Origin of the sequence: Neptuniibacter sp. QD29_5 (assembly GCF_047778125.1) — a bacterium.
In the GTDB taxonomy this organism is placed as follows: Bacteria; Pseudomonadota; Gammaproteobacteria; order Pseudomonadales; family Balneatricaceae; genus Neptuniibacter.
In genome coordinates this window covers 2,408,412-2,424,197 of the sequence record NZ_CP180556.1, presented here as the reverse complement: position 1 = coordinate 2,424,197, position 15,786 = coordinate 2,408,412, and the positions used below count along the sequence as shown (strand labels likewise).

The 15,786-nt window shown below is 49.0% G+C and carries 13 protein-coding genes; all 13 read left to right on the top strand.

Translation table 11 applies throughout. From position 1 onward, the window contains the following. Positions 1-109: 109 nt before the first annotated feature. On the top strand, positions 110-1,777 hold the full coding sequence (locus tag ACMXYR_RS11475) for an ATP-binding protein (protein WP_415901692.1): 1,668 nt from the start codon (positions 110-112) through the stop codon (positions 1,775-1,777). A 9-nt stretch (positions 1,778-1,786) separates the two neighbouring features. Then, on the top strand, positions 1,787-2,374 hold the full coding sequence (cobO, locus tag ACMXYR_RS11470; RefSeq protein WP_415901691.1) for a cob(I)yrinic acid a,c-diamide adenosyltransferase: 588 nt from the start codon (positions 1,787-1,789) through the stop codon (positions 2,372-2,374). Next, positions 2,374-3,705, top strand: coding sequence for a cobyrinate a,c-diamide synthase (locus ACMXYR_RS11465; protein WP_415901690.1), 1,332 nt, complete (start codon positions 2,374-2,376; stop codon positions 3,703-3,705). The genes cobO and ACMXYR_RS11465 overlap by 1 nt, the downstream gene beginning before the upstream one ends. A 53-nt stretch (positions 3,706-3,758) precedes the next feature. Further along, positions 3,759-4,898, top strand: coding sequence for a cobalt-precorrin-5B (C(1))-methyltransferase (locus tag ACMXYR_RS11460; RefSeq protein WP_415901689.1), 1,140 nt, complete (start codon positions 3,759-3,761; stop codon positions 4,896-4,898). Continuing rightward, positions 4,895-5,665: a precorrin-6A reductase gene (gene cobK, locus ACMXYR_RS11455; protein ID WP_415901688.1), complete on the top strand. Its 771-nt coding sequence runs from the start codon at positions 4,895-4,897 to the stop codon at positions 5,663-5,665. The genes ACMXYR_RS11460 and cobK overlap by 4 nt, the downstream gene beginning before the upstream one ends. A 5-nt stretch (positions 5,666-5,670) precedes the next feature. Next, positions 5,671-6,312 carry a precorrin-8X methylmutase gene (locus tag ACMXYR_RS11450; RefSeq protein ID WP_415901687.1) on the top strand — a complete coding sequence of 214 codons (642 nt, stop codon included), beginning with the start codon at positions 5,671-5,673 and terminating at the stop codon, positions 6,310-6,312. Next, positions 6,312-7,574: a precorrin-6y C5,15-methyltransferase (decarboxylating) subunit CbiE gene (gene cbiE / locus ACMXYR_RS11445; RefSeq protein WP_415901686.1), complete on the top strand. Its 1,263-nt coding sequence runs from the start codon at positions 6,312-6,314 to the stop codon at positions 7,572-7,574. Before ACMXYR_RS11450 ends, cbiE begins: the two co-directional genes overlap by 1 nt. Next, complete coding sequence (gene cobI, locus ACMXYR_RS11440) at positions 7,571-8,296, top strand: precorrin-2 C(20)-methyltransferase (protein ID WP_415901685.1); 726 nt, start codon at positions 7,571-7,573, stop codon at positions 8,294-8,296. The genes cbiE and cobI overlap by 4 nt, the downstream gene beginning before the upstream one ends. Continuing rightward, entirely contained in the window at positions 8,296-9,090 is a 795-nt protein-coding gene (locus ACMXYR_RS11435) for a cobalt-precorrin 5A hydrolase (RefSeq protein WP_415901684.1), read from the top strand. The genes cobI and ACMXYR_RS11435 overlap by 1 nt, the downstream gene beginning before the upstream one ends. Before the next feature lie 13 nt (positions 9,091-9,103). Then, positions 9,104-9,880 (top strand): precorrin-3B C(17)-methyltransferase, encoded by a 777-nt coding sequence (cobJ, locus tag ACMXYR_RS11430; RefSeq protein ID WP_415901683.1) that lies wholly within the window; start codon positions 9,104-9,106, stop codon positions 9,878-9,880. A gap of 133 nt (positions 9,881-10,013) precedes the next feature. Continuing rightward, a complete protein-coding gene (gene cobM / locus ACMXYR_RS11425; RefSeq protein ID WP_415901682.1) occupies positions 10,014-10,805 on the top strand; it encodes a precorrin-4 C(11)-methyltransferase in 792 nt (263 codons plus the stop codon). A gap of 5 nt (positions 10,806-10,810) precedes the next feature. Next, complete coding sequence (gene cobW, locus ACMXYR_RS11420) at positions 10,811-11,884, top strand: cobalamin biosynthesis protein CobW (protein WP_415901681.1); 1,074 nt, start codon at positions 10,811-10,813, stop codon at positions 11,882-11,884. A gap of 31 nt (positions 11,885-11,915) precedes the next feature. Continuing rightward, entirely contained in the window at positions 11,916-15,782 is a 3,867-nt protein-coding gene (gene cobN / locus ACMXYR_RS11415) for a cobaltochelatase subunit CobN (protein WP_415901680.1), read from the top strand. The last annotated feature ends 4 nt before the right edge of the window (positions 15,783-15,786 follow it).

Below are 15,786 nucleotides of genomic sequence, written 5' to 3'. Positions count from 1 at the left end.
GCTCTTTCGAAAAAATTTGCCTTGTACTCGAACATCTATACTCAGCGTACGATGAGCTTTAGAACATATTTAGTCATTCCAGCGAAGTCTGGAACTTAAAGGTAGCAGAATGAGTAAGCCTCATTTTCCATTTACAGCAGTATGCGGGCAGGCACAGTTCAAGCTTGCTTTGATACTTTCAGCGATCAATCCAGCTATTGGTGGGGTGGTGATTAGTGGTCCGCGTGGTAGTGCAAAATCTACACTTGCGCGTGGTATGGCGGATCTTTTGCCCGATCACCTTCAAGCGGAAGGGGATGATCTAGTCGCGGCTGAGTTCGTGACGCTACCGTTAGGTGCTAGCGAAGAGATGCTGTTGGGTACGCTGGATCTAGAGCAGGTTCTGAACGATAAGAAGATGCAGTTCAGCCCTGGTCTACTGAGTAAAGCCCACGGTGGAGTGCTCTATGTCGATGAAGTAAATCTGCTACCCGATAACCTCGTTGATCTATTGTTAGATGTATCTACCTCTGGCGTTAACTGCGTAGAGCGTGATGGTATAAGCCATAGCCACCGCTCAGAGTTTCTATTGGTTGGCACAATGAACCCAGATGAGGGGGAGTTGCGCCCACAGTTGCATGATCGCTTTGGTTTTTCTGTAAACCTAAGTAACCAGTATGCGCCCCTTGAGCGGGTCGAGATTGTAAAACGCAGAGAGCAGTTTGATCGCAACCCTGAAGCCTTTATTGCCGAATATGCAGATCAGCAAACTGAACTGGTTGATCAGATTTTAGCGGCTCGTGAAAAACTACAAGCTGTTACCTGTTCTGATGAACTACGTTTAGATATTGCTGAGCGATGTGCTCTAGCGCAGGTTGATGGTTTGCGCGCAGATATTGTGTGGTACCGCGCGGCGCTAACCCATGCGGCGCTTAATCAGCAAGAGGAAGTTACAAAACAGAATATCGATGCAGTGGAAGAATTAGTTTTAGCGCATCGCCGTAAGGTTACGCCTGAGCAGAACCCTCCGCAGCAACCGCCAACCCCGCCAAAGCAAGAACAACAAGGCTTTAAGCGTCCAGATGATAGTCATCGTCAGCAATCTGCTGAAGGTGAGTGGGGTGCTATGCAGCCGCAACAACAGAAGACGGCTGAGAACACTGCACTAGAGCTTCCCGATCTGATGACACAGAATCGCGAAAAGCAGGGCGATAAAAAAGTATCAGAATTGAGTAGTCGCCCAGACTGGTTTAAGACTCTAATGAGCAGCCTGCCTAACTGGCCACCCAAGGCGCTGCAGTTTAAGAAACAGGGTAAGAGTTCAGATCGTTTACATCTGGTCTTGTTAGATACTTCAGCTTCTACGCTACAAGCGCAGGGGTTTGCTTATGCAAAAGCAGCTGTGCTGCAGATCTCTGAGCAAGCGTATCTGAATCGTGAACAGATCGCTCTGTTTGGATTTGGCAATACTGAGGTTAAAAACCTGCTTTCTAGGATTAGAGCACCAAAAGAGCTGCGTAATTGGTTAGATCAACTCGGTGCTGGTGGTGGCACACCTATGCGCGAAGCTTTTGTTGAAGCGCGAACTTATCTACAGCAGCTGCGCAAACAACAGCCCGAGCTTGATGTCGCTATCTATGTATTAAGCGATGGTCGCAGCAGTAGCTCTTTAAATGGCATTGATTTAGGTGGCGATTTGATCTGGATCGATACCGAACTCAGCCAAGTGAAACGCGGCAAAGGCCGTCGTTTCGCTAATGAATTAAATGCAACTTACCTATCTTTATCTGGAGCATAAGAACCCGATATGAAAACGCATCAGGAACGCATGGCGAAAAAGAAAGAGGTGATCGATAAGCGTATTGCCCAAGCCACTGAAGAGCGCGGTGTACTTATCCTGCTGAAAGGTAACGGCAAAGGTAAGAGTAGTTCTGCGTTTGGCACTATGGCACGTTGTGTGGGCCATGGAAAAAAAGCGGCGGTTATCCAGTTTGTAAAAGGTCGTACTGAGACCGGTGAATATAAGCTGTTCCGTGATCATGAGCTGATCGACTGGAATGTCATGGGCCATGGCTTTACCTGGGAAACGCAGGATAAAACTCAAGATATTGAGGCGGCCAAAAAAGCCTGGGCGCTAGCCGAGAAATACCTTAAAGATGATAGCTATGAAATGCTGGTATTTGATGAGCTGAGCTATATGTTCAAATATAAATACCTGCCGTTAGAGCCGGTTATCGAAGCCTTGCAGAATCGCCCAAAGAATCAGAACGTTATGATTACCGGTCGTGTAATGCCAGAAGGTCTAGAAGAGATCGCTGATACGATCAGCAGTATTCGCGATGAGCGTCATGCATTCCGTCTTGGTGTTAAAGCTCAGGCTGGGATCGAATTCTAATGGCCGAACAGCAATCTGTACTTTGCCCCGCGCTGTTTCTAACAGCACCAAGCTCGGGTGAAGGTAAAACCACCATCACAGCAGCACTGGCACGTTATTTCCATGATCAGGGTAAAGTGGTTCGTGTATTTAAAACCGGCCCTGATTATCTCGATCCGCAGATCTTAGCGCAGGCGAGTGGTCAGGATGTCGAGCAGTTAGATCTATGGATGGCCGGTGAAAACTACTGCCAGCAAAAGCTCTATGAAGCAGCAAAAACGGCCGATCTGATTTTGGTTGAAGGCGCTATGGGCATGTTTGATGGCGAACCTTCCAGTGCAGACTTAGCCGCGCGTTTTAATATCCCTGTTGCGATCGTTATGAATGTAAAAGGGATGGCACAGACTGCTGCAGCGATTGCGACGGGCTTAGCTAACTATCGTTCTGATATTTCGGTTGCCGGTTTAATTGCCAATAACTGTGGCACCGAGCGCCATGCTCAATTGATTCGTGATGCACTTCCTGAATCTTTACCTCTGCTAGCTACATTGGCGCGTGATCCAGAGGTTGCCTTACCGGAGCGTCATTTAGGCTTAGTACAGGCCGCAGAAGTCTATGACGAGTTAGAACAGCTTTTTGGTCTAGGTGCCGAGTGGATAAAAGGCCCACTAGAAACCATTAATCAGATTACTAACTTGCCTGAGCCGGTAGAGTTTTTTAGTGCAGAGTTACCCGAGGTTGAACCGCTGCTGGAAGGTAAGTGCATAGCGATAGCTAAAGATGAAGCGTTCAGTTTTATCTACGATGCTAATTTGCGTTTACTGCAACAGATGGGTGCAGAGCTTAAGTTCTTCTCACCACTACATGATTCGGAACTACCAGAAGCGGATAGCTTATGGTTACCAGGTGGTTATCCAGAACTGCATGCACAGGCGTTATCTGACAACCAAACTATGCAGGCGCAGATCCGTGAGTTCCACTCAGCGGGTAAACCAATTTTGGCTGAGTGTGGTGGCTTTCTATACTGCCTTGAAGACCTTACCGATCTAGAAGATAACTGCCGTCCGATGGCTGGGATTTTAAAAGGCCACGGTGCTATGCGTGGTAAACGCGGTTGCCAAGGGATGCAAACGGCGATGCTACCTGAAGGTGAGGTTCAAGCGCATGCTCATCACCGTTCTCGTAGTTCTGATACACCGGAACCGGTAGGACATGGCCGTCGCCAGCGTCATCCAGCACCGGGTGAAGCGATCTACCGAGAGAAACGACTGACCGCGAGTTATCTACATTTGTTCTTTGCTTCCAATCCAGAAGCGATCGCCGCGATCTTTAGCGGTAATTTGGAAGGTTAGAGGAAACTAAATCCTGCGGTATCTTTTTGAGGGCTGCAGCGAAGGAATTAACTATGTGGCCTGAGAGTAGCGAAAATCAACAGCCAGAGTTGCGCAGTGGTTTAACCACCGGTTGCTGTGCGACTGCGTGTTGTGTGGCTGCTTCACAGGCCTTGTTGGCAGGCAAACAGCCGGAAAACGTTGAGGTCTTGCTACCTCGGGGGCAGTTGGTAGAGCTAGCGATCATCGCTTATCAACCGCTAGAAGATGAGCAGGGTATTCGTACCGCAACCATTAAAGATGCCGGTGATGATCCTGATGTCACCCATGGTGCAACGGTCTTTGTTGAGCTTCGACTGACCGAAGAATCGGGTGTGGCATTTAAACCCGCAGCAGGCGTGGGCACAGTGACTCGTGAAGGTTTAGTACTCGACGTGGGTGAGCCTGCGATCAATCCAGTACCTCGCAAGATGATGACCGAACATCTACAAAAAGCCGCTGATGTTTATGGCTACGAAGGTGGTTTTGAGGTTGCTGTGGGTGTGGAAAAGGGCGAACAGATTGCCCTGAAAACTATGAATCCACGCTTAGGGATTATTGGCGGTTTATCGATTTTAGGGACAACCGGCATTGTTCGCCCATACTCTTGTGCCGCGTATATCGCATCGATTCGCCAAGGGGTGGATGTTGCCAAAGCCAACGGAACTAAACACTTGGCAGCAACGACCGGCAGTACCAGTGAAGCTGCGATCAAAGCGCACTACAACTTGGATGATATGGCCCTGATTGAGATGGGCGACTTTGTTGGCGCTTTGCTTAAGCATCTGCGCAAAGAGCCAGTAGAGAAGCTCAGTATTTGTGGCGGCTTTGGCAAGATGACCAAACTGGCTAACGGTCATATGGATTTGAATAGCCGTAGTTCTAGCATCGATTTTCAACATATGGCGATGTTGGCTGAGAAGTTGGGTGGTAATGCGCCGTTGTTGGAAAAGATTCACAATGCGAATACCAGTATGGAAGTACTGAAACTGTGTCAGGACGCCGAGATCGATCTGGCACAAGCGGTTTGTACACAGGCGTTGCTGGTTGCAGAAGAAGTTGTGCATAAAACTCAACCTAAAGTAGAGATCGAAGTGTGGGCCACGGATCGAAAAGGCAACTTTGTTGGGCATGCTCAAGGTAAAGCTGGCGATCTGAATGGAGAACAGCAGTGAATATCCTGATTCTCGGGGGCACCTCAGATGCGCGCAAAGTGGTTAAAGGCCTAGATAAGCAGGGACTATTACGTGATAACCGCGTGATCTATAGCGTAGCCGGCTTAGTGAGAATTCCGCAGCTACCTTGCGAAGTGATCTCTGGAGGTTTTAGCCAATACGGTGGCTTGGCAACATATCTAAAAGAGGAGCAGATCGATCTTCTTCTAGATGTGACCCATCCCTTTGCGGAAACGATGAGCACTACTGCGGTGAATGCTGCTAAACAGCTTGGCATCCCTTGTTGGCGTTTCCACCGCGAAGCTTGGCAAGCGCAGCAGGGCGATAAGTGGCGTAGCTTTGCAGATATGCAATCACTAGTTACTGCAGCAGAAAACTATAAGTCAGTGCTTTTAACTGTGGGTCAGTTATCCCAAGCGGTGATCGATCAGTTTGGCGTTTATTCACAACGTAATGGTCAGACGCAGGTGTTCCGCACAGCGGCTCCTGCGCAAGCTGAATTACCGCAAAGCATGCAGTGGTTAAAAGCGATAGGGCCGTTTAATCATCAGGATGAAAAGGCGCTGTTAGCAAAACATAAGATTGATCTGTTGATCAGTAAAAACAGTGGTGGCGCAGCAACAGAGGCGAAGTTGAGTGCTGCCAGAGAGTTGGGCGTAGATGTGTTTATGTTAGAGCGCCCAGAGCTACCTGAAGCGGATCAGATATTCCGAGATATAGATGGCTGTGTAGAAGCCGTTAGAACACTATCAAAAGAGTTTAGGTAAACAGCGTGGCGTTTGAGTACGAAATTAATCCACAGGCAATAGAGAAAGATAGCTTTCGACAGATTCGCGAGCTAACTGAGCTAAGCCACTTCGATCGTGAACAGCAGCAGGTTGTGATGCGTATTGTGCACAGCTTAGGTATGCCTGAGCTGGCTGAACAGGTGCGCTTCAGTAAAAACGCTTGTGAAGCAGGTATGACTGCGTTGTCTCAAGAGTGCGAAATTCTCTGTGATGTCGAGATGGTACGTCAGGGAATCACTAAACGTATGATCGAGCGTTTACCTAGCTGTTACCTCAATGACCCACGTACTGCAGAACTGGCAAAACAAACGGGTGAGACCCGTTCTATGGCGGCGGTAGAACTATGGCGTGATTCCTTAGCCGGTAGTGTCGTGGTGATTGGTAATGCGCCTACGGCGTTGTTTCGTTTGTTAGAGATGATCGAAAAGGGTGCAGATAAACCGGCGTTGATTATCGGTATGCCGGTAGGTTTTGTCGGTGCTGCTGAGTCCAAACAAGCATTGTGGGAAGTTCACGAACAGCTGGGTATTGAGTGTATAACACTGCTTGGTCGTCAGGGTGGTAGTGCAGTATCAGCCGCGAGCTGTAATGCGCTTCTGCGCTGTAATCGTGGGGAGTATTACTAATGATCCACGTAGTTGGTTTGGGTGTTTCTCATCTGGCTGAGCTGTCTTCGGATGCGCAGCAGGCTTTAGCGCAGGTTGATCTTGTGATCGGTTCTGAGCGTCAGTTGGCGACCATCAAAGAGTTGATGCCATCAGATAAAGCTACCGCGGTACTGCCAAAACTAGCAGAACTTAAAACACTGGTTGAGAGCGTTATTGCTGAAGACAAATCAGTGATGATCCTAGCCTCCGGTGACCCACTGTTTTATGGCATCGGTCGCTGGTTTAGCCGCTATTTTTCCCAGTCAGATTTGAGATTCTATCCTGCGGTTTCGAGCTTGCAGATGGCCTGCCACCGTTTGGGTCTGGCCCTGCAGGATCTAGAGGTATTAAGCCTGCACGGTCGCCCGATAGAAAAGCTGAAAACGCGTTTACGCCAGAACCAGCCGTTGCTGATCCTGACGGACAGTAAAAGTTATCCTCAGGTGCTTGCTCAACATTGTGTCGAGTCCGGTTTTCCACAAGCGCAGCTGACTGTTTTGGAAACCTTAGGTTATCCAGAAGAGCAGATTAGCAGTTTCTCTGCATCGGAGTTACTGGAAGCAGATCATGAGTTTGATCCACTGCATCTGACACTTATCGAACCGGGTTCAAACCAAGGTTACCTACCAGAGTTTCCGGGTATTCCTGATCAGCACTTTATTACTGATGCGGACAAACCGGGTAAAGGGATGATCAGTAAACGCGAGGTCAGACTTACGATTCTCTCGTTGATGCAATTAAGCCGTGATGATCAGGTTTGGGATATAGGGGCTGGTTGTGGTGGCGTAGCGGTTGAGCTTGCTTATTGGCAGCCGCTAGCGACCGTGAATGCGATCGAGCATCACCCAGATCGCTTAAGCTGCTTAGAAACGAACCGCCAGCGTTTTGGTGTGGTCAGCAATCTTAAAATTATTGAAGGACGCGCGCCTGAAGCATTGGAAGGGCTAGCTTCGCCAAACAAAGTATTTATTGGTGGTAGTGATGGCGAACTGCCACAGTTGCTAGCCCAAGTCTGGGCGTTGTTGCCTGCCGGTGGTGTACTGGTAGCCAGTGCGGTAACTGAAAATACAAAACAGCTACTGATGCAGTTCTGGCAAGAGCGCTCGTTAGCTGAAGATAGCCAATTGGAAACCACTCAAGTGGCTGTCAGTCGTGGCGAAACCTTAGCTGGTCAGTTGATGTATCGACCGAACTTACCGGTTAATTTGTTTAAGTTTGTTAAAACCGGAGATGTTGTATGAATCTGGTAAAAGGCCGATTTATCGGTGTTGGCGTTGGCCCAGGTGATCCTGAATTATTAACAGTGAAAGCATGGCGTTTGATCCAGAGCGCTGATGTGATCAGCTATCTGGTGAATGATAAAGGCGAATCACAAGCGAAGAATATCGCGTCCGATGCCATCTATTCAGCGACAACAGCGCAATCTGGTATCCCTATCTATATGCCGATGTCGACGGATCGCAACAAAGCGAATGAAGCTTATGATCAAGGTGCGGCGGCCATTGCTGAACAGCTAGAGCAGGGCTTAGATGTGATCTTCCTCTGTGAAGGTGATCCACTGTTCTTTGGCTCATTCAGTTATCTCTTGGAACGCTTACAAGATCGTTTCACCTGCGAAGTTGTACCGGGCATTACCTCGGTAAATGCCGCCGCAGCCACTCTGGTTCACCCGCTGACCATGCTGAAAGAGATGTTTTGCGTAGTGAGTGGTCGCCATACTGATGAGCAGATTCTTGCAGCGCTTAAGCAGAATGATTCGCTGGTGATTATGAAAGCGGGTCAGGCGCGCCCTCGTTTACTTAAATTGCTGACCGAGAGCGGACGCACTGAAGATGCCCAGTATTTGGAATATATCGGCCGTGATAATCAACGTATCGTGAACGATATCAGTGAGCTGGAAGCGGAAGCGGGCCCTTACTTTTCATTATTTGTGATTACTCGTAGTGAGAGGAATAGCCGCTAATGGCTTCTCGTCAAACCAAGATCATCGCGCTTACAGAGGCCGGAAAAAGCCTCGCTGAGCGCCTGCAATCGTTGATTGAAGCGGAAGTGGCTTATAAACCGCAACCTTTTGCGGAGCAAGTTCAGAGCTTTTTTAAAAATGGTGATCGACTGATCTTTATCTGTGCCACTGGCATTGTTATGCGCAGTTTAGCGCCGGTGCTACAGGATAAATATCAAGACCCGCCCGTACTGGTGATCGATGAGCAGGGGCAGTTTGTAATCCCGCTGTTATCAGGTCACGAAGGAGGCGCTAATAACTGGGCTTTAGAAGTTTCTAAGCACCTAAATGCACAACCGGTGATTACCACCGCTAACGGCTACCTAAATCCAGTTTATAGCGTCGGCATGGGCTGTGAACGTGGTTGCCCTGTGGATGAATTAGAACGGTTGCTAATGGAATGTCTGGAACAGTCGAGCTTGAATTTAGATCAAGTGAGTTCTATCAGCAGCATCGATATCAAAGCAGACGAGGTTGGCTTAATTGAGTTGGCTGAAAAGCTCGATAAGCCTTATCAGATTTGGGATAAAAACCAGTTATCTGAGATGGAGCCGCTGCTGAGTACTCGATCTGAGTATGTGTTCAACACAGTAGGTGTTTATGGCGTAGCTGAATCAGCAGCCTTGTTGAGTACCAAGCAGCAGACCGGGCAACAACCTGAGTTGGTCTTGAATAAACAGAAAACAAAGAAAGCTACCTGTGCCATTGCTAGAAGCTACTCCGGTGTAGGAGGCGCTTCTAGCGCCGAGAATTAATTAAGAGAATTTAATGTCAAAACTATTTGTAGTGGGCACAGGCCCGGGTGATAAACAGCTTGTTGCGCCAAAAGCTTTGGAAGCGATCAAAGCAAGCTCCGATCTAGTAGCGTACGGTCTTTATCTAGATCTGTTGGGCGATGTTTGTGATAACAAACAGCACCATGATCTGCCTTTAGGCGAAGAGATCGGTCGCGCGCGTTTAGCTTTAGATCTGGCGGCAAGCGGTAAAACGACTGCGCTAATCTCCAGCGGCGATATCGGTATCTATGCCATGGCGACATTGGTGTTTGAGTTACTGGATCAACAGCTACAGGGCAAAGAAGATCATCCTGAATGGCTAGATGTAGATATCGAAGTGATCCCAGGCATCTCTGCAATGCAGGCGGGTGCCAGCCGTGTTGGAGCAATGTTGGGTCATGACTTCTGTACGGTCTCGCTTTCGGATCTGTTAACCCCTTGGGAAACGATCGAGAAACGTATCCACAGTGCGGGCACGGGTGACTTTGTAATCTCTTTCTACAACCCTGTATCCAAAAAGCGCGATTGGCAGCTGAATCATGCCCGCGACATCTTGTTGCAGTATCGCCCAGCGGAAACGCCAGTGTTACTAGGCCGTCAGTTAACTCGTGAAGATGAGTCGATCCGCATTATTACCCTAGGTGAATTGGATGCTAAAGATGTGGATATGTTCACACTAGTAAGCGTAGGTAACAGCGAATCTCGCCATATCGTAAACGGCAGTAAAGAGTGGGTGTATACGCCGCGCGGTTACTCGAAGAAGTTGTAAACCTGCGAATATGGATCCCAGCCTTCGCTGGAAAGACGAGGTTTATAGAGACCCTCGTCGTCATTCCTGCGAAGGCAGGAATCTAATTTTAAAAGCGCAGATTATGCGTTAACCGGCAGAATACAGAGAAGTTATGACAGTCTACTTTATCGGCGCAGGTCCCGGTGATCCTGAGCTAATGACCCTGAAAGGGCATCGTGTACTACAAGAGTGCCCAGTGGTGCTTTATGCCGGTTCTCTGATTCCACGAGAAGTACTGGAAGCGGTTGAAGGTAAGGCGGAGAAGATCATCGATACCGCTACCATCGATCTGGATCAGATTACCAATCATATCGTACAGGCGCATAACGAGGGTAAGGACGTTGCCCGTCTGCAGTGTGGTGATCCATCGCTTTATGGCGCTATCGGTGAACAGATCCGCCGCCTAGAAGCCGAAGGGATCGATTATGAAGTGATTCCGGGTGTTAGTGCAGTGGCTGCTTCTGCGGCTTACTTGAAGAAAGAGCTAACACTATCTGGTGTATCTCAAACGATCATTATGACCCGTTATGAAGGCAAGACTCCGTTCCCTGAACGTGAGCGTCTACCTCAACTGGCACAAAGCGGAGCAACCTTGGCGATCCATCTGGGTGTAACCCGTATCCATAAGATTGTTGAAGAGCTGATCCCACACTATGGCGTAGATTGCCCTGTAGCTGTTTGCTATCGCAGCTCTTGGCCTGATCAGGATAAAGTGACCGGAACTTTGGGTGATATTGTCGCTAAAGTTCGCGAAAAGGGCTTTACCCGCACGTCTTTGATTCTGGTCGGTCATGTATTGGATACCGATGAGTTTGCCGATTCTTATCTGTACGACAAGGATCAGGCTCACGTATTCCGCAAGAAAGAACACAAAGCAAAACTTGTAAAAGAGACAACAGAGTAAAAGTTATGCAACTGAATAAGATTCCAACCACGGTAGTAACAGGTTTTTTGGGTAGCGGTAAAACAACACTGCTATCTAGCGTTTTGAAGCAAGCGGCAGGCAAACGTATCGCCGTGATTGTAAATGAGTTTGGTGAGCTGGATATCGACTCTGACTTGCTACGTAGCTGTCCGCTTGATTGTGAAGATGAGTCTGCGGTAACGGCTGAAGACCAGAACGGCTTTTACGAACTGGCAAACGGCTGTATCTGCTGCACCGTAGAAGAAGAGTTCCTGCCGGTGATGCAGCAGTTGGTTGAGCGTCGTGACGATATCGACCATATTCTGATTGAAACCAGCGGTCTTGCGTTACCTAAGCCACTGGTTCAGGCATTCAACTGGCCGGGCATTAAAGAGTACTGCACCGTTGATGCGGTAATCACAGTGATTGATGGCCCTGCGGTTGCAGCGGGTCGTTTCGCTAATGACGAAGCTAAAGTTCAAGAACAGCGTTTAGCGGATGAGAGCCTAGATCACGATCCAAGCTTGAAAGAGCTTCTGGAAGATCAACTAAGTGCTGCGGATCTGGTTGTAGTGAGCAAAAACGATCTACTCGCAGAAGAGCAGCGCACTCAGGTAGAAGCGGTTGTAAATGCCAAAGTGCCTGCTGAAGTTAAGACCTCTTACATCAGCAATGGTGAAGCGGATCTAGAGATGTTGATGGGTCTAGATTGCGCGACAGAAGAGCGTATCGAAGCAGTACACAACCACCACGATCATCACCACGATCACGGTCATGATCACGACCATGCCCACGATCACTTTGATTCTTTTGTGATCTCTATCGGCGAAGTAGATAGCGACAAGCTGCAAGGTATTCTTAAAGGTCTGCTAAGCGACTTTAATATCTTCCGTGCTAAAGGCTTTGCCGCACTTCCGGGTAAGCCGATGCGTCAGGTAATGCAGGCGGTAGGTAAGCGTCTGGATGTGTATTTCGATCGTCCATGGGGCAGCGATGAGCCTAAAACTCAGTTGGTATTTATCGGCAAAGGCATCGACGAAGCAACCATCAAAGTCGCGCTTGAAGAAGCCCTAGTTTAATTCTAGCTTCTAGCAACTAACGACTGATTTTATGCACCTATTAGCAGCGCAACCGGGCGGGTTTGTCGATGATGAAGGCATCATCGACTTAAACCAGACACCGGCCGATATGATTATTCTCTCTGCAGCCGATAGCTCGCTTGCCGCGCTGTCCGATGCTGCGTGCCTTTTTGCTGATGAGCAGATTGAAGGGGAAGGTGTATATCAGCCGTCGGTCCGTCTAGCCAACTGGATGCAGCTGCTAAAACCTGCTGCTTATGATTTGTATGAGCACAAAGTGCTGGAGCAATCTAAAGTGGTTGTTCTGTCACTCTTAGGTGGTGCGAGTTACTGGCAGTATGGCTTCGAACGCCTACAAGCATGGGCGCAAGCTGATAGCAGCCGTACACTTATTATCGTGCCCGGGGATGATACCCCCGATCCGGAGTTGTTCTCCGCCAGTTCGGTAACCGATAGCGAAGCGATGCGGGTCTGGCGCTACCTGCGTGAAGGTGGTGTGGATAACAGTCTACAATTGCTGAACTGCTTAACCGATCAATATCTGCATGGAGAGCGTCTATGGCATGAGCCAAGACCGCTGCCTAAATGCATGATCTATCTGCCTCAAGGCCCTAGCGAAAGCGAACAAAAAAACGCTGTGCAGGCGGCGACCTTTCCAGAGTGGCAACAACGCCAATACGATACCGATAAACCGGTCGCGCTGCTGTTGTTCTACCGTAGCCATCTGCAAAGTGGCAATACCCGCATGTTTGATCAACTGATCGAACAGCTGGAAAGCAGCGGTTTAGTGCCATTACCCATAGCGATTGCCTCGCTTAAAGATGCGGAATCGCTAGCGCTCGTGAATGCACTACTAGAGCAGAGTGGTGCCAGCCTAATTATCAACAGCACGGGGTTTGCCTCTAATACAGTTGCGAGCCCTGATCTGTGTTCGCAACCGAGTGAGTTCTACTCGCCGTTTGTGCGTAAAGTGCCTGTTCTGCAGTTGGTTCTTTCTAGTAGTACCGAAGAGGATTGGCTAACGCACTCGCAAGGTTTACGCAGTCGTGATATTGCCATGCAGGTGGTTCTGCCAGAGATGGATGGCAGGGTGCATACCCGTGCGTTGAGCTTTAAAACCGAAGACCATTTTGATGAGCGCAGCCAAGTTTCAGTGGTACGTTATCAACTTCATCAAGAACGCGCAGGCTTTGTGGCGCAGTTAGCGCTTAGGTTCGCTCAGCTAGCAAACAAGCCCAATCCTGAAAAACGCATCGCGCTGATTTTGGCGAACTACCCAACCAAAGATGGCCGTATCGGTAATGGTGTAGGTTTAGATACTCCAGCTTCTGCTGTGAATATTCTAAGAGCGTTGGAAGCATCAGGCTATCCACTGCAGGATATTCCTGAAAATGGCGATGCCCTGATTCAGGAACTGTTAGGTGCAGTAACGAACAACCCGAATACGCTACACAACCTGCTGTGCTGGCAGAGTATGTCATTGGAGGATTATCAGTGCTGTTTTGCTCAGCTGCCTGAGGTCTGCCAACAAGCGGTGATCGATCAGTGGGGTGCGCCACAGCAGGATATTAAGTACCGTGATGGCCGTTTGATGCTTTCCGGTATTCGCTTAGGTGAAACCTTTATCGGTATCCAGCCTGCCCGTGGTTTTAATATAGATCTGGTGGCTAACTACCATGATCCTGATCTGATCCCACCGCATAACTATCTAGCATTCTATTTCTGGTTGCGTGAGTGCTATCAGGTGGATGCGGTAGTGCATGTAGGTAAGCACGGTAACTTAGAGTGGTTGCCGGGTAAGGGTAGTGCGCTATCTGAAGAGTGTTGGCCGGATATCGCCTTAGGGCCAATGCCGCACTTCTACCCATTTATTGTCAATGATCCTGGTGAAGGTGCGCAGGCGAAGCGCCGTACTCAAGCGGTGATTATTGATCATCTTATGCCGCCGATGACCCGCGCTGAAACCTACGGTGAAATGGCGGTATTGGAAGGGCTGGTGGATGAGTATTATCAAGCGATGGGGATGGATGATAAGCGTCAGCAATGGCTGCGTGATGAGATCCTGAAGCAAGTTAAGAATACTCACCTGTTAGAAGAGCTCGGCCAAACGTCCGATGATGAAGATGCCGTTCTAAACGAACTGGATGCTTACCTCTGTGATATTAAAGAGGCGCAGATCCGTCATGGTCTACATCGTCTTGGTGAACTACCTGAAATTGAAAAACTAGCAGACACTTTAATGGCCTTGTTACGTTTGCCACGGGGTGATGATCCCGATAGTCAGGGCATTCTGCATAACTTAGTACAGGATCTGCATCTACAAGTAGATAACGATTTTTTCGACCCGCTAGAAGCAGGCAGCAAAAACTGGCTAGGTGAAAAGCCAGCGCAACTTGCTGAACTTACCGAAGATGATTGGCGTAGCGAGGCGGATACTCGTGAACGTCTGGAGCTATTCGCGGCTAAGTTAGTAACAGACTATGTTTTGGTAGATAACTCGATAGAAACCTTAAGTGATCTACCAAGAACCGCAAAACAACTGGCTTACGCGCGTGCCACTATCCACAAAGCCTTACTGCGAAGTGCCGAGCTTGAGATCGAATCGCTAATCGCAGGTTTAGGCGGTGAGTTTGTTAATCCTGGCCCAAGTGGCGCACCGACTCGAGGCCGTTTAGATACTTTGCCCACAGGTCGAAATTTCTACTCGGTGGATAACCGTTCTATCCCTTCTCCCGCAGCATGGGCGATTGGCGAACGTTCTGCACAAGCGCTGATCGAACGTCATCTACAAGAGCATGGTGATTATCCGCGTACGCTGGGGTTATCGGTCTGGGGTACAGCGACTATGCGTACCGGCGGCGATGACATCGCACAAGCCTTTGCCTTGATGGGCGTTCGGCCTATCTGGGCACCGGGCTCTAACCGTGTCGTAGATTTTGAAGTCTTAAGCTCGCAGCTATTAGGGCGACCGCGAGTGGATGTTACTTTGCGTGTATCTGGCTTCTTCCGCGATGCTTTCCCTAACGTGATGAAGCTTTACGATTCCGCTGTGCAAGCGATTGCAGCGTTGGAAGAACCTGGTGATAGCAACACCATTGCCCAGAATATCCACAAGCGTGAGCAAGAGTTGTTAGAGCAAGGTATGTCATCCGAGGAAGCGCAACGTCAGGCGAGTTACCGTGTTTTCGGCAGCAAACCAGGTGCATACGGAGCTGGCTTACAGGGCTTAATCGATGAGCGCTGCTGGGAACAAAAAAGCGATCTGGCAGAGGCTTACCTAAACTGGGGCGGCTACGCATACGGAAATCAGAAAGGTGATGGCGTGGCTGCACCGCAGGCGTTCCAGCATCAGCTATCGCAACTGGAAGCAGTGGTACAGAACCAAGATAACCGCGAACACGACCTGCTTGATTCCGATGATTACTACCAGTTCCAAGGCGGTATGAGTAACGCGGTGGAAGTCTATCGCGGCGAAGCTCCACAGGTGTATCACAGCGATCACTCCAATCCGCAAAAGCCGAAGATTCGCACCCTAAAAGAGGAGCTGAATCGTGTAATCCGTTCCCGCTTGCTCAATCCTAAATGGATCAATGCCATGCAGGAACACGGTTATAAAGGCGCGTTCGAGATGACCGCCAGTGTCGATTATTTGTTTGCTTACGACGCGACCACTAACCTAATCGCTGATTATCAGTATGAAAAGGTCAGCGATGCACTGGTGTTTGACCAACAGAACCGCGAGTTCCTAGAGCAACATAACCCCCATGCCCTAGAAGAGATGGCAGAACGGTTATTAGAAGCAACTCAGCGTGGCTTATGGCAGGAACCGGGGGAGTATTCTGAGCGACTCCAAGATCTACTGCTAGAACTAGATGAACAGCAAGAAGCGAGTTGCTAGTTTT

Coding starts and splice junctions, on each gene's coding strand:
- ACMXYR_RS11475 (WP_415901692.1), top strand. CDS start 110: ATGAGTAAGCCTCATTTTCCATTTACAGCAGTATGCGGGCAGGCACAG.
- cobO (WP_415901691.1), top strand. CDS start 1,787: ATGAAAACGCATCAGGAACGCATGGCGAAAAAGAAAGAGGTGATCGAT.
- ACMXYR_RS11465 (WP_415901690.1), top strand. CDS start 2,374: ATGGCCGAACAGCAATCTGTACTTTGCCCCGCGCTGTTTCTAACAGCA.
- ACMXYR_RS11460 (WP_415901689.1), top strand. CDS start 3,759: ATGTGGCCTGAGAGTAGCGAAAATCAACAGCCAGAGTTGCGCAGTGGT.
- cbiE (WP_415901686.1), top strand. CDS start 6,312: ATGATCCACGTAGTTGGTTTGGGTGTTTCTCATCTGGCTGAGCTGTCT.
- cobI (WP_415901685.1), top strand. CDS start 7,571: ATGAATCTGGTAAAAGGCCGATTTATCGGTGTTGGCGTTGGCCCAGGT.
- ACMXYR_RS11435 (WP_415901684.1), top strand. CDS start 8,296: ATGGCTTCTCGTCAAACCAAGATCATCGCGCTTACAGAGGCCGGAAAA.
- cobJ (WP_415901683.1), top strand. CDS start 9,104: ATGTCAAAACTATTTGTAGTGGGCACAGGCCCGGGTGATAAACAGCTT.
- cobM (WP_415901682.1), top strand. CDS start 10,014: ATGACAGTCTACTTTATCGGCGCAGGTCCCGGTGATCCTGAGCTAATG.
- cobW (WP_415901681.1), top strand. CDS start 10,811: ATGCAACTGAATAAGATTCCAACCACGGTAGTAACAGGTTTTTTGGGT.
- cobN (WP_415901680.1), top strand. CDS start 11,916: ATGCACCTATTAGCAGCGCAACCGGGCGGGTTTGTCGATGATGAAGGC.